This window comes from Devosia nitrariae (assembly GCF_030160115.1).
Lineage (GTDB): Bacteria > Pseudomonadota > Alphaproteobacteria > Rhizobiales > Devosiaceae > Devosia > Devosia nitrariae.
This window is the reverse complement of the sequence record NZ_BSNS01000024.1, coordinates 464,372-484,776: the sequence shown is the minus strand read 5'-3', so window position 1 is coordinate 484,776 and position 20,405 is coordinate 464,372. Positions and strand designations below refer to the sequence as shown.

Genomic DNA, 20,405 nt, shown 5'->3' with positions numbered 1-20,405 from the left:
TATGGGATCGGCCGTTCAATTCCGCCCTCTGAGGTATCTCTTTTACCCCGTCCAGGCAACAGATGGGTAAGCATGGCTTACCCATCTTGAAGTGTCGTCAAGCCTCGATCTGGTCGGACAAGCGCGAAAGGCTATCGTCCTTTCCTATCAGGACCATGACTTCGAAAATCCCCGGCGAGACGGTGCGCCCGGTGATCGCTGCCCGCAGCGGCTGGGCGATCTTGCCGAGCTTCAAGCCCTTGGCCTCGGCAAATCCGCGCATGGCCGCATCGATCGCCGGTACCGTCCATTCGTTGAGCCCCCTCAACAGCTCGTGGACATCTCTCAGCGTTACCCGCGCGTCGGAGGTCAGCAGCTTTTCGGCTGCCTCGTCGACGGTGATCGGACGAACCGCATAGATGAACTGGGCAAGGTCGATGAGTTCGAGCACCGTCTTGGCGCGCGGCTGCAGTTCGGGCAGGGCTGCCAGCACCGTTTCCTTATTGCTCGAAAGACCCTCGTGGTCCGCCTCTCGCCCGGTCTCGAGCGCGGTTGCAACCATCACCTCGAAGAGATATTCGGGCGCCGCTTCACGGATATAGTGACCGTTGATGCTCTCGAGCTTGACGAAATCGAAGCGCGCCGCCCCCTTGTTGAGGCCGTCGAGGTCGAACCACTCGACCATCTGCTCGGTCGAGAAGAGCTCGTCGTCCTCGTGACTCCAGCCGAGGCGGGCCAGGTAGTTGCGCAGCGCCGAGGGCAGGTAACCCATCTGCCGATAGGCGCCAACCCCGAGCGCGCCGTGCCGCTTGGAGAGCTTGGCACCGTCCGGCCCGTGGATCAGCGGGATATGCGCCATCTCCGGCACCGTCCAGCCCATGGCGTTGTAAATCACGATCTGCCGGGCAGCGTTGGTCAGATGATCGTCACCGCGGATGATGTGCGTCACCCCCATGTCATGGTCGTCGACGACCACGGCATGCATATAGGTCGGCGTTCCGTCCGAGCGCAGGATGATGAAATCATCGAGGTTCTCGGTCTTGAAGACGACCTTGCCCTGCACATGGTCATCGACCACGATCTCGCCTGAAAGCGGCGCCTTGATGCGGATGACCGGCGCCACACCCTCGGGTGCCTCGGCCGGGTTCCTGTCGCGCCAGTAGCCGTTGTAGCGCGGCGGCAGCCCGGCGGCCCGCGCCTCCTCGCGCATCTGGGCGAGTTCTTCGGGCGTGCAGTAGCACTTGTAGGCCTGGCCGCGGGCAAGGAGCTCATTGGCGATCTCGGCATGGCGCGCTGCCCGAGCGAACTGCAGGATCGGCTCGTCGTCCCAGTCGAGCCCCAGCCACTTTAGCCCGTCGTAAATCGCCTCGACCGCCTCCTGCGTGGAGCGCTCGCGGTCGGTATCTTCGACGCGCAGCAGCATCTTGCCGCCGGTCTTGCGCGCATAGACCCAATTGAACAGCGCCGTTCGGGCGCTGCCGATATGGAGGTATCCCGTGGGAGACGGAGCGAAACGAGTGACGATCTGTGACATCAACGCGTGAATGGTTGGACGAATTCGGTCCCGTGTGTAGCATAGGTTGCCGACAGCGCAAGTACGGCACCGGCAGCCTGCAGGGATAACGCCAAAGCGCCGTCAGCGAACTATGGGTGTTATTCAGGTTTGACCATGCATTGCCGCCCCGTCTTCTCGAAACAATGGGACGCCTTCGCGAGATAGCATAGCCTCAGGGGCGAGAGGCGGGGGCTCGGACGATTGACGGATCAGACTGCGCTGCCGGATGCCCTCGAGGCGCTTGCAAGGGAGCGAATGCAAGTTCCTGCGCCTCCACGCCTGCCGCAGTTGCGCGCCCGCGGCGGTACGGCCTGGCACGCCTCGCTTCTGGCAGCCATTGCCGACGCGTTTGAATCGCGACGCCTGCTGGTCCTCATACCCTTCGCCATGATTGCCGGCTTGATTGCGTATGCCGATTTGCCGACCGAGCCGAACCACGGCGTGTTGCTGGCCCTGGTGCTTGTCTGCACAGTGCTCCTTGCCGTTTCGCCGGCCAGACCCAGGCTGCGGCGTGTATCTGCGCTGGCGCTTGCGGCGGCAATCGGCGCCGGCCTTCTGCCGCTCCACGGCATGCTTTGGGGATCCCCGATGCTGGCCTTCCCTGCCTACGGCACCTACGAGGCCGTCATCGACGAAGTCCTCTCTGAATTCGATGGTGGGCGCCGCATCGTCGTCTCGCAGATCCACCCCCTTGGCGACGCCCGACCGGTCGATGTCCGCCGCGCTCGGATCATAGTTCCTGCCGAACCCGAAGTCGCGCCTGGCGATCGCATCCGTGCCGATCTCCGCCTTGCCCGCGTGCCTGCCCCCATCTTGCCTGGCGCGTTCGACAGCCAGTTCCACGCCTATTTCGCAGGTATAGGCGCTTACGGTAATGTCACCGGCAACTTCGCACTCGTGGCGCCGGGCGAAGGCCTTGACCTCGTCCGCAGCGTCGACGGCCTGCGCCGCGGCATCGCTGAGAAGATCGACGGCACGCTGGAAGGCCCGCCCGCTGCCATCGCGCGGGCGATGCTGGTCGGCGACCAAAGTGGCATCAGCGACGAGATACGCGACGTCATGGCGGCCTCAGGCCTCGCCCATATCTATTCGATCTCTGGCCTGCACCTCTCGATCGTCGCCGGCGGCGTCTTCTTCGTCGTGCGTGCGCTCATGGCCGCCTTTGCCGGCCTTGCCGGATATCTGCCGGCCAAGAAGATCGCTGCTTTGGCCGGGATCGCGGCCGCGTTGGGCTACCTGCTGCTGGCCGGTGGCGTCGCAAACACGCCCGCGTTCCGTTCGACCCTCATGCTGGTGCTGATTTTCGGCGCGGTACTCGCGGGCCGCAGGGCCCTCACTATGCGCAATGTCGCGTTCGCCGCGCTCGTCATCTTGCTCGTCGATCCCGCCGATGTGTTTCGCGCCAGTTTCCAGCTCTCCTTTGCCGCGGTGGTTGTCCTTATTGGGGTCTATGAACTGCCGCGGTTGCCCCGCGAGGGTCAGCCCAGCCTAGTGCGGCGGGGGTGGGATGTGGTCTTGACTACCGCGTGGACCAGCCTCGTTGCTGGCCTCGCGACCCTCCTTTTTGCCGCCTATCACTTCCAGCAGACCGCGCCGCTCGGTGTTGTCGCCAATGTGCTTGTGCTGCCGGTCCTCATGGCCGTGATCATGCCGTTCGGGGTGTTCTCGGTGCTGGCCATGCCCTTCGGGCTGGAGCAGCCCTTCCTTGTTGCGATGGGGTGGGGGATCGCCCGCATGATCGAAATTGCGGTGCTGGTTACCGGCTGGAGCGCGGGATTGGAAACCAACCCGCTGCTGACCCCCGCAGCGCTCATCGTTGGCCTCGCCGCGCTCGCCTGGTTCGCATTCCTGGCCAGCCCCTGGCGCTTCGCGGGACCGCTGCTGGCGCTGCCGGTCATCGTCCTGCTCGGCTTCGACCAGCGTCCGGACGTGCTCGTTGCCGATACGACACAAGCGGTTGCGGTACGCGAGGGGCAGGCGATGGGACTTATAGCCGGCCGCACGGGCAGCTTCGCAACCGATGTTTGGTCCGAGCACTTCGGCAGTGACATCGCGCCAGGGCTGAATGAACTCCGTTGCGACAGCCTCGGCTGCATCCATGAGGGCGCGGAATTCTCCATCGCCCTTGTCCGCGCTCACGACGCCTTTGCCGAGGATTGCGCTCGCAGTAATCTTGTCGTCACCCGCCTGCGGGCCCCTCATATCTGCCGCGAGCTCACCCAGGTCGTCGACATCGGCGATCTCGATCGGGACGGCGTGCACTGGTTGAGGTGGAACGCCACCGTATCCCGGTTCGACGTTCGCCAGGCTATCGACGATCCCGAGCGGCCGTGGCGGATCGCCATCCCGTAAATCGTGCCTAGAGTAAGATGGCGGGCTCGGGCAACCCCGGTACGTCGAGCGTGACAGCGAAGACGCTGCCGGCACGCGGCTCTTTGGCCAACTGCTCGGCACTCAGGGTTTTGCTCGCCGAGGTAATGAACAGTGTCTTGTAGTCGGGGCCACCGAAGGCGGGGCAGGTGACCTGGCTGACCGGCAGCTCTATGACGCGGTCAATGGCGCCATCGGGCGCGTGGCGCACGACGCAACTCCCGCCCCAACGGGCATTCCAGACGAACCCCTCGCTATCGGTCACCGCTCCGTCCGGATAGCCGCGATGGTCGGAGACGTCGGCAAAGAGCGTCCAGTCGCCGCGAGGCAAGCCGGACTCGGCGTCGGTCGGGCATTTGAGGATGCGCTTGCTCGGCGTATCGCTGAAATAGGCAGTCCGCCCGTCGGGCGAGAAGCAGATGGCGTTTGGGATCTTGATTTCGGAGAGGATTGGCATCAGTGCACCCGCGCGGTAGCGGTAGACCGCACCGCCCGGCTCGTCCTCCTGCTTGCGCATCGTGCCGATCCAGAAGCCGCCGGTCCGGTCGACCCGGCTATCGTTGGAGCGGGTCCTGGCATCCTCCGCCTCGATCGGCATCACCAGTTCCTGCCGGCCGCTGGTGAGATCCATCTGTTTGAGTCCCGTCTCGGTGGCGAGGGCCAGGCGGTCGTAGTCGACCACCGCCGCCGCCGACACCGCCTCATCGAACGTCCAGGTCTGCACCATCGAGCCCGAAGCGGTCGCTGATAGCATCTGGCGCGCATTGATGTCGAACCAGAAGAGCTCGTGCCGCAATGGGTGCCAGAACGGACCTTCCCCAAGTTCGCACCGGCAATCGACAAGCAGTTCCGCCGTCAACGTCATGATCCCGCTCCCAAATCATAAGCGGCAACCGCCGCCGCTGCTCGCTCTCTTATGTCTGCGGCGCTCGTGCCGGGCTTGTAGAGATAACTGCCAAGCCCGAAGCCGGTACAGCCTGCCGCGAAGTACTCGGAAAAATTGTCGGGTGCCGCTCCGCCGACCGCATAGACCGGCACCTCGGACGGCAGAACGGCTTTCATGGCCTTGATACCCTTGGGGCCCAGCACTTCGGCCGGGAAGAATTTGAGGCCCGTCGCGCCCGCCCTGATCGCGCGAAACGCATCGCTCGGTGTAAAGACGCCGGGATAGGAGCCAAGACCCGCAGCGACCGTCTCCTCGATCACCGACTTGTTGGTGTCGGGTGAAACGATGAAAATGCCTCCCGCCTCGGCCACGGCGCGCACCTGTTTCTTGCTCAGCACCGTTCCCGCGCCGATGGTCGCCCGATCATTGAGGGCGTTTGAGGCCAGAGCGATGCTGGTCAATGCCTCAGGCGAGTTGAGCGGGACCTCGATCATCGTGATGCCGGCCTCGATCAGGGCCTCGCATGCCGGGATAGTCTCCTGCGGGGTGATGCCGCGCAGGATAGCGATGATATGACGGTGGTCGGACATGGGCGCTCCGTTCCTAAAGCGTTGTCGGAAAAAGCGGCAGCCACTTCTTCGGGTCGAAAACGCTGCAAACAAACATGGTCAGGTCGTTCTCAGGATTGACTGTCGAATTCACGCGCGGCCTTAAGACCGGCAAGGGTCGCCTCGGTGGCGTCAATCGTGCGGGTCCTGCCGCCGATGCTCGCGATCGCTTCGGCATAGAGAGCGCACAGGTCCGGCGAGCCGATGAGCGGCACCTCCTCGTCGCCGATCCAATCCCTACGGCCGCCGACTTCGCTGCCGATCAAAAGGCCGGAGAGATAGCCGCCGCACCAATCCGCTTGCCTGCCCGAAAGCAGCGAAGCTGCCCGCACGGTAAACAGATTCCCCGTGAGGACGTCAGGCCGCGCAAGCCCGGTTTCGAGCCCGGCACGAAAACCGTCGGCGCGTCCCGGTCCGTTGACGTCTCCGTTGAGCGAGTGGCGAAGCACCGAATGCTGGCGCAGAACCTCGTAGAGCTCCCCGGTCATGGCCGTCGCGAATTTTTCAAGGCGCACACCCTCGAGCACGGCCCATTTGGAGTGGGTGCCGGGCATGCACACGACACCGGAAAAACCGGGCAGGAGGCGGCTGAGCCCCAGGAGTTGGGTTTCCTCGCCGCGCATGACATTTTCGGCACAGGGCGTTTTCTGGCAGGCACCCGGCAGGATGCGTACGGAAAGCGCGCTTTCGGGCACGGTCGGTGAAACGGCGCCGGCGGCAAGCCCACGCAGGTCCGTGGGAGCGTCCAGATAGGGGGCCTCCATCCAGCCTTGCCGCGCGCCAGCCATGCCGGTGATCAGCACCTCGGCCGGCTCATTGGCCTTCGACCCGCCTGCTTCGATGACTTCGGTAAGGGCCGCCGGAAACTGGTCGCGCTCGAGCCGACCCATGCCCTTGTCGGAACTTGCCGCGAATGTCACCTCGCCATTCAGCCCGACGCCCCAGGCCCGCAGGTTCGACGTACCCCAGTCGACCGCAATCCAACTCGTTGCCGTACTCACTCGTTCCCCCGTCGCCCCAGGCACCCGCCGCAGGCTGCAACACCACATAACCGATCCGTGCGAATCGGTCCAAGATTGTTACTGTTCATGCCGCTGGCCGCCAGCGGCATGAGTTTCAGCGACCGGTGCAAACCCGATTTTTGGATTTGCATCGCAAACTTTGAAATTCGCAACGAATTCTGTTTCCCTGAGGCCCGTGACCGGGCTAGAAGAGCCTGTTTTGAGGAGCTTGCCGCATCCTGGCGGCACGATGCGAGGTATTTCCGATGACTGCAAGCAAGGCCGACGTTCCCGCGAACGGACAATCGGTTGCGCCCAAAAAGCTGCGCTCGCGCGCCTGGTTCGATAATCCGGACAATCCGGACATGACCGCGCTCTACCTCGAGCGCTACATGAACTATGGGGTCTCGCGCGAGGAGTTGCAGTCCGGCAAGCCCATCATCGGCATCGCCCAGACCGGCTCGGACCTTTCGCCCTGCAACCGTCACCACATCGTGCTTGCCGAACGTGTGCGGGAGGGCATCCGCGAAGCGGGCGGCATCGCCATCGAATTTCCGGTGCACCCCATCCAGGAGACGGGCAAACGTCCGACGGCCGGGCTCGACCGGAACCTTGCCTATCTCGGCCTTGTCGAGGTGCTCTACGGTTATCCGCTCGACGGAGTGGTCTTGACCATCGGCTGCGACAAGACCACGCCTGCCATGCTGATGGGCGCTGCCACCGTCAATATCCCCGCCATCGCCCTTTCGGTCGGCCCCATGCTCAACGGCTGGCACCGCGGCGAGCGCACCGGCTCGGGCACGATCGTGTGGAAGGCGCGCCAGATGATGGCCGCCGGCGAGATCGGTTACGAACAGTTCATCGAGCTCGTCGCCTCCTCGGCGCCCTCGACCGGCTACTGCAACACCATGGGCACGGCAACGACCATGAACTCCCTGGCCGAGGCGCTCGGCATGCAGCTGCCCGGGTCCGCCGCCATTCCCGCGCCTTATCGCGACCGCCAGGAGATTTCGTATCGCACCGGCAAGCGCATCGTCGAGATGGTGCACGAGGACCTGAAGCCGTCCGATATCCTGACCAAGGAAAATTTCCTCAACGCGATCGTCGTCAATTCGGCTATCGGGGGTTCGACCAACGCCCCCATCCACATCAACGCCATCGCCCGCCACATCGGCGTCGAGCTCTCGATCGATGACTGGCAGGCGCATGGCCACAAGGTGCCGCTACTCGTCAATCTGCAGCCCGCCGGCGAATATCTGGGCGAGGACTACTACCACGCCGGCGGAGTGCCGGCCGTCGTCAACGAGCTGATGAAGCAGGGGCTGATCCACGAAGATGCGCCGACCGTCAACGGCAAGTCCATGGGCGACAACTGCCGCGAATCGCACATTCAGGATCCCAAAGTCATCCGCTCCTTCGCCGATCCCCTGAAGCAGGAGGCCGGCTTCATCGTGCTGCGCGGCAACCTCTTCGACAATGCAATCATGAAGACCAGCGTTGTCAGCCCGGAATTCCGCGAGCGGTACCTGTCTGATCCGAACGACCCGAATGCCTTCGAGGGCAAGGCAGTGGTCTTCGACGGGCCGGAAGACTACCACCACCGCATCGACGACCCGTCACTCGACATCGACGAACACACGCTGCTGTTCATGCGCGGGGCAGGTCCCATCGGCTATCCCGGTGCCGCCGAGGTGGTCAATATGCGCCCGCCTGACTATCTCATCAAAAAGGGCGTCTCCGCGCTTGCCTGCATCGGCGACGGTCGCCAGTCGGGCACGTCCGGCTCACCCTCCATCCTCAACGCCTCGCCGGAAGCGGCCGCAGGCGGCAACCTTGCGGTGCTCAGGACCGGCGACCGCGTACGGATCGACCTCAACAAAGGCGAGGCGAACATCCTCATCTCCGACGAGGAAATCGCTCGTCGTCGCCAGGAACTGGCCGAAGCTGGGGGATATAAGTTCCCTGACCACCAGACTCCCTGGCAGGAAATCCAGCGTGGCATCGTTGATCAGCTCGGCAATGGTGCGGTCCTCAAGCCCGCTGTCGCTTATCAGCGCATCGCCCAGACTCGGGGTGTGCCGCGCGACAACCACTGATCGCCGCGGCATGAGAACAAAAGGCCCGCCAGACGGCGGGCCTTTGTCACTGTCCAAGGTATGCCGGGTCCATCAATATTTGCGCAGGAGGCCGATCAACCGGCCCTGCACCTTGACCCGTTCGGGCCCGAAGATGCGGGTCTCATAGGCGGGGTTGGCTGCTTCGAGGGCAATGGAGTTGCCGCGGCGGCGCAGGCGCTTCAAGGTTGCTTCCTCGTCGTCGACGAGGGCGACGACGATATCCCCAGTACCGGCGGTGTCCTGCTTCTTGATCAGCACCGTATCGCCGTCGAAAATGCCGGCTTCGATCATCGAATCCCCGCGCACCTCGAGGGCGAAATGCTCGCCAACGCCCAGCATCTCGGGCGGCACGGCGATGGTGTGGGAATGGGTCTGGATCGCTTCGATCGGGACGCCGGCCGCGATGCGGCCCATCACAGGCACCGATACCGGCCGTCCGGAATCACTCTCGTTGGCTGCCTCTGCACGCGGCGGAGGTGTGGCGACACGGCCAAGATTGCCCTCGATGACGCTGGGCTCGAACCGTGCCTTGCGCCCGCCGAGCGAGGGATTCATCGAGTCGGGCAGCTTCACCACCTCGAGCGCCCGCGCCCGGTTGGGCAGGCGTCGGATGAAGCCGCGCTCCTCGAGCGCCGTGATCAGCCGGTGGATGCCCGACTTCGATGCCAGGTCGAGCGCTTCCTTCATCTCGTCGAACGAGGGAGGTATGCCGCTTTCCTTCATCCGTTCGTGGATGAACATCAAGAGCTCGTGTTGTTTGCGCGTCAGCATGATTGCCCCTCGGCCGGAATCAGAACAAAGACTGAACGATAGTACGTGTTCCAGTTATGTTCTGCAATAGAGGCGTGAATATCACGTTACCAGCGCAAGTTTTGAAGCTTTGTCAGAAGCCGGCGAGGAGCACGACGTCGACAATCGCCCCGGCCGGCTGGCCCGGATCGTTCTCGCTCTGGACGATCAGCACATCGGCTTTAGCGAGGGACGAGGTATGCCCGCTGTCGGTCTCGCTGATGGGCATCACCAACGACCGGTCCTCAAACATCGTCAGATTCGCTCGCATGAAATGGCGCCGCGCGCCATTGGGCGGGGTAGGGGCAGCGAGCGGCAGGCGGAGCGCGGGGCCGCGCGGATCGGCGAGACCCAGCCACCTGCGCAGTGCCGGCTTGATGAAGACACTCGCCGTGACCATTGCCGAGACTGGATTGCCCGGCAGTCCGAAGACCAGAGTCTTGCCGCGCGTGCCGAACATCAGGGGCTTGCCCGGTCGCATGTTGATCCGCCAGAAATCGACGGTGACTCCGAGCGAGGTGAGCACCTCCTGGACGATGTCGCGGTCTCCAACGCTTGCCCCGCCGGTCGTCACCAGCATGTCGGCTTGCGAACTGAAGATCGCTTCCAGTCGGGTGGCGAGTGCAGCTCGGTCGTCGCCGACGATGCCGTAGTCCGAAATCTCGCGGGCGTAGGGCGAGAGCAGGGGGACGAGGCCATAACTGTTGGAAGCAACGATCTGCCCCGGTGCAAGCGGCGTTCCCGGCAGGACCAGTTCGTCACCCGTCGCCAGCACCGCAATCCGCGGCCGCTCGGCCACGATGAGCGCCGGGTTGTTGGCCGCTGCTGCCATCGCCAGGGCAAAGGGGGTCATCAGTGTTCCGGCCGGCAGCAGCGTCTGTCCGGCGGCAAAGTCATTGCCAAGGGGCCTGATGCTGCGCCCGGGTCTCGGCCGCTCGCTGAACCGCACCAGTCGCCCGTCGACTTGCGCTTCCTCCTGCATGATGACCGCATCCGCCCCGGAAGGTACCGGCGCGCCGGTGAAGATGCGCACGCATTGACCGCGTCCGACGGCGCCTTCGTAGCCGGCCCCGGCTTGTGAAACCCCGATCACTTCGAGCGCGTGGCCCTCGACGATGTCGGCCGCGCGCACCGCATAGCCATCCATGGCGCTGGCATCGAATGGCGGCTGGTTGTGACCGGCAATGAGCGGGGCGGCCAGAACCCTCCCGTTCGCCTCGGCCAGCGCCAACGTCTCACCCCGCGCTTGCGGCACGCGGGCAAGGATCCGCGTCAGGGCCTCGTCGACCGGTAACAGGCTCATGGCGTGCGCACGAAATCGCCCGACTTGCCGCCGCTCTTCTCGACGAGCCGCAAATCGGTGATGGTGATCGCCCGATCGATGGCCTTTGCCATGTCGTAGAGCGTCAGGGCAGCGATCGAAGCGGCGGTCAGGGCCTCCATCTCGACCCCTGTCTGCCCGACCGTCTCGGCCGTCGCAACGACGTGCAGGCTGTTTGCTTCTTCAGTCGGCTCGATCTCGACCGTCACCTTGGTGAGAGCGATCGGATGGCAAAGCGGGATGAGCTCGGCGGTCTTCTTGGCCGCCATGATGCCGGCGATTCGCGCCACGGCCAGCGCGTCGCCCTTCTTGAGAGTCCCGCCGGTGATGGCGGTAATGGTCGCGCTTTCGGCGATGACGAACGCCTCAGCCACTGCCCGCCGGCGCGTTGCCGACTTTTCGCCGATGTCGACGATATGCGCCTGCCCGCGCTCATCGAGGTGGGTGAGCGTGGGCGCGGTCATCAGCCTGGGACTTTCTCGCCCACGAGCAGCGCGCGGGTGGCTGCCACGACGTCAGGCTGCCGCATCAGGCTCTCCCCGACGAGGAAGACGCCGATCCCGGCTTCCTTCTCGAGGGTGCGCAGGTGCTCGTGGTTCATGATACCGCTCTCGGAAACGAGAAGCGTTCCTGCCGGAACGCCGACGGCGAGGTCGATGGAGGTTTCGAGCCGCGTCTCGAACGTCCTCAGGTTCCGGTTGTTGATACCGATGAACCTGGCGTCGAGCGCCAAGGCCCGGTCGAGCTCGAGTTGGTCGTGCACCTCAACCAGTGCGTCCATGCCCCATTCCTCTGCCGCATCGAGCAGGTAGCGGGCAGCATCGTCGCCCACCGCCGCCAGGATGATGAGGATGCAGTCCGCGCCCCAGGCACGCGCCTCGGCGACCTGGTAGGTCTCGAACATGAAATCCTTGCGCAGGACAGGCAGCTGCGTGGCCGCACGCGCCTCGATCAGATAGCTCGGCGATCCCTGGAACGAGGGCCTGTCGGTGAGAACCGAGAGGCACGCGGCGCCCGCCAGCTCGTAGCAGCGTGCGATCTCGGCCGGGTTGAAATCCGGCCGGATCAGTCCCTTGGAAGGACTGGCCTTCTTGACCTCGGCGATGAGCGCATAGTCGTCTGCCGCCCGCTTGGCCTTGATCGCCTTGACGAAACCGCGCGGCGGCGTCTGGTCATGCGCCTGCGCCACCACTTCGGCCCAGGGGCGCATGGATTTGGCCGCAGCGATCTCCTCGCGCTTGTAGGCCTCGATCTGTTTAAGGATGTCCGTCATGACCCCTATCCGTTGGATACGGCGACGAGCCGATCCAGCGTGGCCTTCGCCTTGCCGCTGTCGATCATCTCGGCCGCCAGCGATGCGCCCGACTTGAGGTCGGCGACCTTGTCGGCAACGACGAACGCCGCCGCGCTGTTGAGCAGCACGATGTCGCGATAGGCCCCGGTTTCGCCATCAAGCAAGGAACGGAGCCTGGCCGCATTGTGTTGCGGGTCGCCGCCCAGGATGTCGTCGAGCCGCGAGCGCTGCAGTCCCGCGTCCTCTGGCGTCACCTCGAAACTCCTCAGATCCCCATCGGCAATCTGCGCGACAAACGAGGGGCCGGAGATCGAGAGCTCATCGAGCCCATCGTGACCGTGGACCACCCATGCCTTCTGCGTCCGGTTGGCCAGAAGCGCGGCCGCCACCGGCTCCACCCATTGCTTATCGTAGACGCCGAGCACATAGCGGCGCACGCCGGCCGGATTGGACTGCGGCCCGAGGAGATTGAACAGGGTTCGCACCCCCATCTCCATGCGCGCTGCCCCCACGTGCTTCATGGCCGGGTGGTGTTGCGGAGCGAACATAAAGCCGATGCCGACTTCGGAGATACACTGCGATATCCGCTCGGGCGACAGGTCGGCCTTGACCCCCAGTGCCTCCAGCGCCTGCGACGCGCCGGACTTGGACGAGAGCGCCCGGTTACCGTGCTTGGCGACCGGTACGCCGGCCGCTGCGACGACGATGGCGCTCGTGGTCGAGATATTGAGCGTGCCTGCGCCATCCCCGCCCGTGCCGACAATGTCGATGGCGCCTTCCGGAGCCTCGACAGGCACCATCTTGGCCTTGAGGATGGACACGGCGGCGGCGATTTCCCCGACGGTCTCGCCTTTGACCCGCATGCCCATGAGAAACGCGCCGATCTGGCTCGCCGTCGCTTCGCCCTCCATGATCTGCGTCATGACCGAGCGCATCTCCTCGCCGGTCAGGTCGTCGTGGTCCGCGATCTTTGCCAGTGCTGCCTTGATGTCCATCACGCGGCCTTTCCGAGATTGAAGTCGCGCGCGATGTTGAGGAAGTTTTGTAAAAGCGCGTGCCCGTTTTCCGAGGCAATGCTCTCGGGGTGGAACTGCACTCCGTGCAGCGGCAGGGCACGGTGCTGCAACCCCATGATCACGCCGTCATCGGTGGTCGCCGTCACCTCCAGCGTTGCCGGCAGCGTCTCGGGCCTCACCGTCAAGGAGTGGTAGCGCGTGGCGTCGAATCCGGAATTGAGGCCACGGAACACACCCTTTCCGGTGTGGTTGATGCGGCTGGTCTTGCCGTGCATCAATTGCGGCGCACGGATCACCTCGCCACCCATGGCCTGGCCGATCGCCTGATGGCCGAGGCAGACGCCGAGGACCGGCACTTCTGCCTTGAACCGGTCGATAAGCGCAAGGCACACGCCCGCTTCGTTGGGCGTGCAGGGGCCCGGAGAAAGCACGATCGCCTGCGGGGCCATCGCCTCGATCTCATCGAGGGTGATCTTGTCGTTGCGCCGCACGGTAATGTCGGCGCCGAGCTCCCCGAGGAAGTGCACGAGGTTGTAGGTAAAGCTGTCGTAGTTGTCGATGACGAGCGTTCTGGTCATGTCCTTGTTCCAGCGCTGGTTTCTGTCACGGGCTTCTCCCGCGGGAGCGAGAGGTTCTGCTTCAGAACCAGCTCCGCCATCGATGGACGGATATCGCGGCTTTCGCCGGAATGTAGATATTCAAACGCATCATTGCCCGATCCTCGCCTCCCCGGCGTAGCGTAATGCTTCCTCGGCTGCGCTGAAAAGGGCGCGAGCCTTGTTTTCGCATTCGAGCTGCTCGAGCTCTGGGCGGCTATCGGCAACAATGCCGGCGCCGGCCTGCACGTAGAGCTTGCCGTCCTTGACGATAGCGGTGCGCAGGACGATGCAGGTGTCCATCGTGCCGTCCGCCCCGAAATAACCGACGCACCCGCCATAGATACCGCGCCGGGCCTTCTCCAGTTCGTCGATGATCTCCATCGCCCTGACCTTGGGCGCGCCCGAAACGGTTCCGGCCGGAAATCCGGCCGAGAGCGCATCGACGAAGTCGAATTCCGGGTCGAGTTCGCCCACGACGTTCGAGACGATGTGCATCACATGCGAATAGTATTCGAGGAAGAACTTGTCTGTGACCTCGACCGTCCCGATCTTCGCCACCCGCCCGACATCGTTGCGCCCGAGGTCGAGGAGCATCAGGTGCTCGGCCAGTTCCTTGGGGTCGGAGAGCAGTTCCTCAGCCAGTTCCCGATCGCGCGTCGGGGTCGCGCCGCGCTTGCGTGTACCGGCGATCGGGCGAATCGTCACTTGCCCGTTTTGCACACGCACGAGGATTTCGGGGCTGGATCCGGCCACCGAGAACTCGCCGAAATCCAGGAAATACATATAGGGTGAAGGGTTTGTGCGCCGCAGCGCCCGGTAGAGGGCCGTAGCCGGCAGACCGAACTCGGCCTCGAACCGCTGGCTCAGCACCACTTGGAAGATGTCGCCTGCCTTGATGTACTCCTTGGCCCGCGCGACCATGTCGTCATATTCGGCAACGCTCGTATTGCTCGTGATCGAAAGGCTCGCCAGATCGGCCAGATCGCTGGAATAGGGCAAGGCGCGCGCCAGTCGGGCCGTGGCCTCGTCGATCCGTGCCTCTGCCGCCTCGAACGCCTGGCGGGCGGAAACGCCTTCGCGAGGATAGACTGGGGCTGTTAGGTAGAGTTCGTCCTTGAGCGTGTCGAAGATGGCGAGCAGCGATGGCCGCATCAGCGTCGCTTCAGGCAGACCGAGGTCGTCCGGATTGCTGTCCGGCAGAACCTCCATGTAGCGCACCATTTCATATCCGAGATAGCCATAGATACCTGCCGACTGCGGCGGCATCCCTTCAGGCATCTCGATGCGCGATTGCGCCACCAGTTCGCGCAGCGCCTCGAGCGGCGTTTGCGGAATGTCCTCGAATGCATCCGGGCGACTCAACGCCGTCCGATTGATCCGCGCCCGCCCCGCCTCGACCCTGAGCATCACGTCAGGTTCCAGCCCGATGATCGAATAGCGCCCGCGCACCGAGCCGCCCTGGACGGACTCGAGCAGGAACGTGTTGCGCCGCCCCTCAGCGAGCTTAAGGTAGGTTCCTATGGGCGTTTCGAGATCGGCGACCACGCGGCGCCAGACGATTTGGGCATTGCCCAAGTCGTACTGCTCCGCGAATTGCCGATAAAAATCGTCGCCCATCTGGTTTCCGTTGCCGAATTATTGTCCGGTCGCGAGCGCCATGGCTTGCTCGAGAGCCTGCTGGTTGATCCTCATGTCCGCGTCCTCGCGCACGCCGGTAACGAATCCTCCAACAAGGTCCAGCCGGCTCTCGTTATCGAGGGCTTCAAGGGTCTGCTCGTCGAGGCCGTCGGTATCGGGCGCGACATCGACGACCTCGAAGACGACATGTTCACCCTCGGCGTTGACCGCCGAGCCATGATGCTCCGGCCCGCCAGCAAAGACCGCGTTGGCAACGGTCGAGTCGATCGCCGTGCCAGCCTCGCCCGACCGAGTGAAGGGCGAAGAGATCTGCGGGAACTGATTATAGGCAGCCGCCAGATCGGCCAGTGATTCGCCCATATTGAGCCGGTCGGTGATCTCGGCGACCTGCGCGGCGATCGCCGCCTCGGTCTGTTCGCGGGTCCAGGCTGCCGCGACCTCTTCGCGCACCTCCTCGAGCGTCTGGTCGCGCGCTGGCTCGACCGATTTGAGGTCGAACCAGATATTGTGGTTGCCGCCCAGCGCGATGCCCGGCGTCAGCCGTTCCGGCTCGGCCGCAAAGATCGCCTGCGCGACGCGAGCGCGTTCGGCCTGCGGAATATCCTCGATCTCGGCCAGGGCCGCGCCGCTCGCCGTGACCGGAAGCTGCGTCACCTCCAACCCGTAGCGGACCGCAATATCGGTAAGCGGCTGGAAGGCGGCACGCAGTTCCTCGATCTGATCGAGGATCTCAGCATACTGGTTGCGTGCGGCCGCGAGCGCCAGCTCCTGGGCAATCTGGTCGCGCGCCTCCTCGAGCGACGGCACATGGCTGGGTTCGATGGCGGAGACGTGGATGGCGCGTCGTCCGGCGGCGCCGGGGATGATGGCAAAGGCGCCTTCTTCGAGACCGAAGGCAGCCTGGGCAAGGCTCGCGTCGGTGATCTCGCCGCGGGCGAGAGTGCCGAGCGCGGTGGGCGTCAGCCCCGCCTCGGCGACCAGCGTCTCAAAGCTTTCGCCAGCCGCAAGGCCTGCCTCGAACGCGCCGACCTGCTCATCATTGGCCAGCACCACCTGCTCGATCGTCCGCCGCTCGGGCGTGGCGAGGCTATCCCGCCTCTCCTCGTACTCGACGGTAACCTCCTCTTGCGAGACGTCGATCGTTTCGGCCAGCGTCTGCGGAGAGAAGGAGAGGATGTCGACATTGCGCGTCTCGACGGTACGGAATTCGGCCTGGTGCTCCCCGAGATAGGCGGCAAGGTCCGCATCGGTCGGCTCGTCGGGTGGCAGAATGCTCGTCTCGGCGACGACGAAATAGTCGATGGTGCGGGTGTCGCCGATGTAGCGCGCCAAAAGACTGGCCGCCGTCTGCGGCAGCGGCGTGTCGGCAAACAGTGCCGAGACCAGCTGCTCGCGGCCGGCAGCCTTGCTTTGGTCAGCGAAATACTGCGCCTCGGTCATTCCGCTCCTTTGGAGCACTTGGGTGAAAGCCTGCGGATCGAACGTGCCGAGCGTGCCGGCGAAGGACGGATCCTCGCGCAGCATCTGGCCGAGCCTCTCGTCGGAAACGCCGAGGTCGAGCTGACCGGCGAGATTGTCGAGCGCTGCGTCCTGAGAGAGGCGCTGCAGAGCACGCGACGGCAAGCCCATGTTGGTTGCTTCCTGCGGCGTCGGGGACGAGCCGAACTGCTGGGCAAAACGACTGATCTCGTTCCGGTAGGCGCGCTGGAACTCCACAGAGGAGATCTCCTCGCTGCCGACACGGGCAACCGTGTTGCTGCCGAGGTCGAGGATCACGTTGTTGATGCCGAAGCCGGCCACACCAACCAGTAGAAACGCCCCAAGGATCTTGCCGGGGCCGGACTTTGCAAAGTTACGCAAACCATCGAGCATTTCGGGCGTTCCAATAATCCGTTCTAGGCTTTACCCCACAAGGCGCGGGATATTAGACAGGGACGTCAAAGCGCCGCAAGGCGCACGATCGAGCCGGGTTAGGGCAATCCGCACCCCGGCGCAAGTGGCAGGAGCAAAAGCAAGTGACAACGACCATAACCCCTCTCATTGCCGGTAACTGGAAAATGAACGGCGCCATGGCGTCCTTGAGCGAACTGCAGGCGCTCGCCGTTCTGTTGACCACCGGAGAGGCGCCCCGCGCGATGGTCGTCGTCTGTCCGCCCGCGACGATGCTCGCGGCGGCCAGCGCCCAGGGCGCCCTGAGCGGCATCCTTACCGGCGGGCAGGACTGCCACTGGGAAGCCCATGGCGCCCATACCGGCGATATCAGCGCAGGAATGCTCGCCGATGCCGGGGCGCAATACGTGATCGTCGGCCATAGCGAGCGACGCGCCGACCACCACGAGACGGACGATATGGTGCGCGCCAAGGTCGAGGCCGCTATTGGTGCGGGCCTGAAGCCCATTATCTGCGTTGGCGAGACCGAGGACGAGCGCGACAGCGGCAAAGCCGAGAACGTTGTGGCTGCGCAACTGGCCGGTTCCGTGCCCGAGGCCGGGGGCCAGCACGAGATCATCATCGCCTATGAACCGGTCTGGGCCATCGGCACTGGACGCACACCGACCTACGACGAGATCGCCACCATGCACAACGGCATCCGCCATATCCTGACCAACCGGTTCGGCGAGCGCGGCGCCACAATCCGGATCCTCTACGGCGGATCGGTCAAACCGATCAACGCGCGCGAGATTTTGGACATCAATGACGTCAATGGTGCCCTTGTCGGAGGTGCCAGCCTCTTGGCAAATGACTTCTATACTATTATTTCGGCGGTGTAGCTCCGAGCTTCTCCTGCTGGTCGCCCTCGAAAAAAGCGGCGCGATCGGCTGGTATTTGTTTGGGCGGGCGTGTATGACGCCGCATTCTTGAATTCTCCGAGGACTTGAGACTCGCATGGCGAACGTCCTTCTTGTTGCCTATCTGTTGATCGTTCTGGCGATGATCGTGGTGATCCTGCTGCAGCGCTCGGAAGGCGGTGCGCTCGGTATCGGCGGGGGCGGGGGCGGTTTCATGACCGCGCGCGGCTCGGCCAATCTGCTGACCCGCACCACGGCGATTTTGGCGGCGCTTTTTTTCGCCACCGCCATCGGACTGACCGTTCTCAACGAGTTCGACCGGGGAACATCAGGCATTCTCGAACGGGCAACCGAGGGCGAGACGCCGTCCAGCGTGCTCGACGCGCTCGACAGCCTCCAAGGCGGTAGCACCTCGGACCTGCCGGCTCCCCCCGCGCAGCAGGCTCCGGCAGAGCAAACCACCGCTCCGACCGACATCGACGCGCTCGATCTCGCCGTACCCGACACGCCGGCCCAGCAGCCCGCCGAGGAGACGTCCTCCGGCGACCAGACCGGCACTCAAACGCCCGCTGCGCCCTCGGGTAACTGACCCGCCGCAAGGCGAAACGGAAAAGGGGATGGAAACATCCCCTTCTTCTTTTGTGCCGTTCCTCTCAAGGCTCGGCGAATCGACGTGGACTTGGTAAGGTGAGCGCCCATGGCTCGGTACGTTTTCATCACCGGAGGCGTGGTCTCCTCTTTGGGAAAAGGTTTGGCCTCGGCGGCTCTAGGCGCCGTGTTGCAGGCGCGCGGTTATAAGGTCAGGCTGCGCAAGCTCGACCCGTACCTCAACGTCGATCCGGGCACCATGTCGCCGACCCAGCACGGGGAGGTGTTCGTCACCGACGACGGCGCCGAGACCGATCTCGATCTTGGCCACTACGAGCGCTTCACCGGCCGCTCGGCCAACAAAAGGGACAACGTCACCACCGGCCGCATCTATTCGGAGATCCTCGCCAAGGAGCGGCGTGGCGACTATCTTGGAGCCACCGTCCAGGTCATTCCCCACGTCACGGACGCCATCAAGGCCTTCATCCTCGACGGCAATGAGGACTACGACTTCGTTCTCGTCGAGATTGGCGGCACCGTCGGCGATATCGAGGGCCTGCCGTTCTTCGAGGCCATACGCCAGACCGGCAACGAACTGCCGCGCAATCATGCCGTCTACGTGCATTTGACGCTGATGCCCTATATCCCGAGCGCGGGCGAGTTGAAGACCAAGCCGACCCAGCACTCTGTCAAGGAACTGCGCTCGATCGGCATCGCGCCCGACGTGCTGCTGGTGCGCTGCGACCGGCCAATCCCTGAAGGGGAGAAGAAGAAGCTTTCGCTTTTCTGCAACGTGCGCGAGAGCGCGGTTATCCAGGGCCTGGACGTCGCCTCGATCTACGACGTGCCGCTTGCGTACCACAAGGAAGGGCTTGATCGAGAGGTGCTGGCCGCGTTTGGCATTGCCGATGCGCCGGAGCCGGATCTCTCGGCCTGGCAGGAGGTCTCGCAGCGCCTGCACAATCCCGAGGGCGAGGTCAACATCGCCGTCGTCGGCAAGTATACGGGCCTCAAGGATGCCTATAAGTCGCTTTCGGAAGCGTTGACCCATGGCGGCATCGCCAACCGGGTCAAGGTCAATCTGAATTGGATCGATAGCGAGATCTTCGAGCGCGAGGACCCGTCGCCATGGCTTGAGCACATCCACGGCATCCTCGTCCCCGGCGGCTTCGGCGAGCGCGGCTCGGCCGGCAAAATCGAGGCGGCGCGGTTCGCCCGCATCAAGAACGTGCCCTATTTCGGCATCTGCTTCGGCATGCAGATGGCCTGCATCGAAGCGGCCCGTAACACGGCGGGCATCAAGAACGCCTCATCGACCGAGTTCGGCCCGACGCGCGAGCCGATCGTCGGAATCATGACCGAGTGGACCAAGGGCAATGAGACCGAAATGCGCAGCGAGGCGACCGACCTCGGCGGCACCATGCGCTTGGGTGCCTATCCCGCTCAACTGACGCGGGGCAGCCGCGTCGCCGACATCTATGGCACCACTCGCATTTCCGAGCGCCACAGGCACCGCTACGAAGTCAACATGAACTACCGCAAGCTCCTGGAAAAGAACGGGCTGCTGTTCTCCGGCGTCTCCCCGGACGGCAGGCTCCCCGAAATCGTCGAGCGTACCGACCACCCCTGGTTCATCGGCGTGCAGTTCCACCCGGAGCTGAAATCGAAGCCCTTCGAGCCGCATCCGCTGTTTGCCAGCTTCGTCGAGGCGGCCGTGGTGCAAAGCCGGTTGGTGTAGCAAGCGCGCGCTCTGGAGCGTTTTCAGCAAAAGCCTGTCCCGGACTTGATCCGGGATGGACACCACTTTTGCGGTTCGAAAACGCGGCAATTCAAAGATTTAGAGCTCCCGCTCCGG

Annotated in this window: 17 protein-coding genes; 5 read left to right on the top strand and 12 right to left on the bottom strand. The window is 64.1% G+C overall.

Annotated features, from left to right (window positions below):
• Positions 1-97: 97 nt before the first annotated feature.
• On the bottom strand, positions 98-1,516 hold the full coding sequence (gene gltX / locus QQK18_RS25360; protein ID WP_284343180.1) for a glutamate--tRNA ligase: 1,419 nt from the start codon (positions 1,514-1,516) through the stop codon (positions 98-100).
• Between the two features lie 273 nt (positions 1,517-1,789).
• Here gltX and QQK18_RS25355 point away from each other — a divergent pair, with 273 nt between their 5' ends.
• Complete coding sequence (locus tag QQK18_RS25355) at positions 1,790-3,886, top strand: ComEC/Rec2 family competence protein (protein ID WP_284343179.1); 2,097 nt, start codon at positions 1,790-1,792, stop codon at positions 3,884-3,886.
• A 7-nt stretch (positions 3,887-3,893) separates the two neighbouring features.
• Here QQK18_RS25355 and QQK18_RS25350 read toward each other — a convergent pair whose 3' ends face one another.
• From QQK18_RS25350 to QQK18_RS25340, 3 genes are all read right to left on the bottom strand, one after another.
• Complete coding sequence (locus QQK18_RS25350; RefSeq protein ID WP_284343178.1) at positions 3,894-4,769, bottom strand: SMP-30/gluconolactonase/LRE family protein; 876 nt, start codon at positions 4,767-4,769, stop codon at positions 3,894-3,896.
• Positions 4,766-5,380 carry a 2-dehydro-3-deoxy-6-phosphogalactonate aldolase gene (locus QQK18_RS25345; protein ID WP_284343177.1) on the bottom strand — a complete coding sequence of 205 codons (615 nt, stop codon included), beginning with the start codon at positions 5,378-5,380 and terminating at the stop codon, positions 4,766-4,768. Before QQK18_RS25345 ends, QQK18_RS25350 begins: the two co-directional genes overlap by 4 nt.
• Positions 5,381-5,469: 89 nt before the next feature.
• Positions 5,470-6,399, bottom strand: coding sequence for a 2-dehydro-3-deoxygalactonokinase (locus tag QQK18_RS25340; protein WP_284343176.1), 930 nt, complete (start codon positions 6,397-6,399; stop codon positions 5,470-5,472).
• Positions 6,400-6,665: 266 nt separating this feature from the next.
• Between QQK18_RS25340 and QQK18_RS25335 the strand changes: the two genes are divergently transcribed.
• Positions 6,666-8,495 carry an IlvD/Edd family dehydratase gene (locus QQK18_RS25335; protein WP_284343175.1) on the top strand — a complete coding sequence of 610 codons (1,830 nt, stop codon included), beginning with the start codon at positions 6,666-6,668 and terminating at the stop codon, positions 8,493-8,495.
• Positions 8,496-8,567: 72 nt separating this feature from the next.
• Here QQK18_RS25335 and lexA read toward each other — a convergent pair whose 3' ends face one another.
• The 8 genes from lexA to QQK18_RS25295 form a co-directional block, all read right to left on the bottom strand.
• Entirely contained in the window at positions 8,568-9,287 is a 720-nt protein-coding gene (gene lexA / locus QQK18_RS25330; protein ID WP_284343174.1) for a transcriptional repressor LexA, read from the bottom strand.
• 112 nt (positions 9,288-9,399) lie between these two features.
• Positions 9,400-10,608, bottom strand: a complete 1,209-nt coding sequence (locus QQK18_RS25325; protein WP_284343173.1) for a molybdopterin molybdotransferase MoeA — start codon at positions 10,606-10,608, stop codon at positions 9,400-9,402.
• On the bottom strand, positions 10,605-11,090 hold the full coding sequence (moaC, locus tag QQK18_RS25320) for a cyclic pyranopterin monophosphate synthase MoaC (RefSeq protein ID WP_284343172.1): 486 nt from the start codon (positions 11,088-11,090) through the stop codon (positions 10,605-10,607). The genes QQK18_RS25325 and moaC overlap by 4 nt, the downstream gene beginning before the upstream one ends.
• Positions 11,090-11,899: an indole-3-glycerol phosphate synthase TrpC gene (trpC, locus tag QQK18_RS25315; RefSeq protein ID WP_284343171.1), complete on the bottom strand. Its 810-nt coding sequence runs from the start codon at positions 11,897-11,899 to the stop codon at positions 11,090-11,092. Before trpC ends, moaC begins: the two co-directional genes overlap by 1 nt.
• 5 nt (positions 11,900-11,904) lie before the next feature.
• Entirely contained in the window at positions 11,905-12,918 is a 1,014-nt protein-coding gene (trpD, locus tag QQK18_RS25310; protein WP_284343170.1) for an anthranilate phosphoribosyltransferase, read from the bottom strand.
• Positions 12,915-13,514: an anthranilate synthase component II gene (locus QQK18_RS25305; protein WP_284343169.1), complete on the bottom strand. Its 600-nt coding sequence runs from the start codon at positions 13,512-13,514 to the stop codon at positions 12,915-12,917. Before QQK18_RS25305 ends, trpD begins: the two co-directional genes overlap by 4 nt.
• Positions 13,515-13,643: 129 nt before the next feature.
• Entirely contained in the window at positions 13,644-15,152 is a 1,509-nt protein-coding gene (trpE, locus tag QQK18_RS25300; RefSeq protein WP_284343168.1) for an anthranilate synthase component I, read from the bottom strand.
• Positions 15,153-15,170: 18 nt separating this feature from the next.
• Positions 15,171-17,045 carry a peptidylprolyl isomerase gene (locus QQK18_RS25295; RefSeq protein ID WP_284343167.1) on the bottom strand — a complete coding sequence of 625 codons (1,875 nt, stop codon included), beginning with the start codon at positions 17,043-17,045 and terminating at the stop codon, positions 15,171-15,173.
• A 143-nt stretch (positions 17,046-17,188) separates the two neighbouring features.
• On the opposite strand from QQK18_RS25295, the gene tpiA reads away from it, so the two are divergent.
• From tpiA to pyrG, 3 genes are all read left to right on the top strand, one after another.
• Positions 17,189-17,944, top strand: a complete 756-nt coding sequence (gene tpiA, locus QQK18_RS25290) for a triose-phosphate isomerase (protein WP_284343166.1) — start codon at positions 17,189-17,191, stop codon at positions 17,942-17,944.
• Positions 17,945-18,059: 115 nt separating this feature from the next.
• Positions 18,060-18,551, top strand: coding sequence for a preprotein translocase subunit SecG (secG, locus tag QQK18_RS25285; protein WP_284343165.1), 492 nt, complete (start codon positions 18,060-18,062; stop codon positions 18,549-18,551).
• A 108-nt stretch (positions 18,552-18,659) separates the two neighbouring features.
• Entirely contained in the window at positions 18,660-20,288 is a 1,629-nt protein-coding gene (gene pyrG, locus QQK18_RS25280) for a CTP synthase (protein WP_284343164.1), read from the top strand.
• Positions 20,289-20,405: the final 117 nt, after the last annotated feature.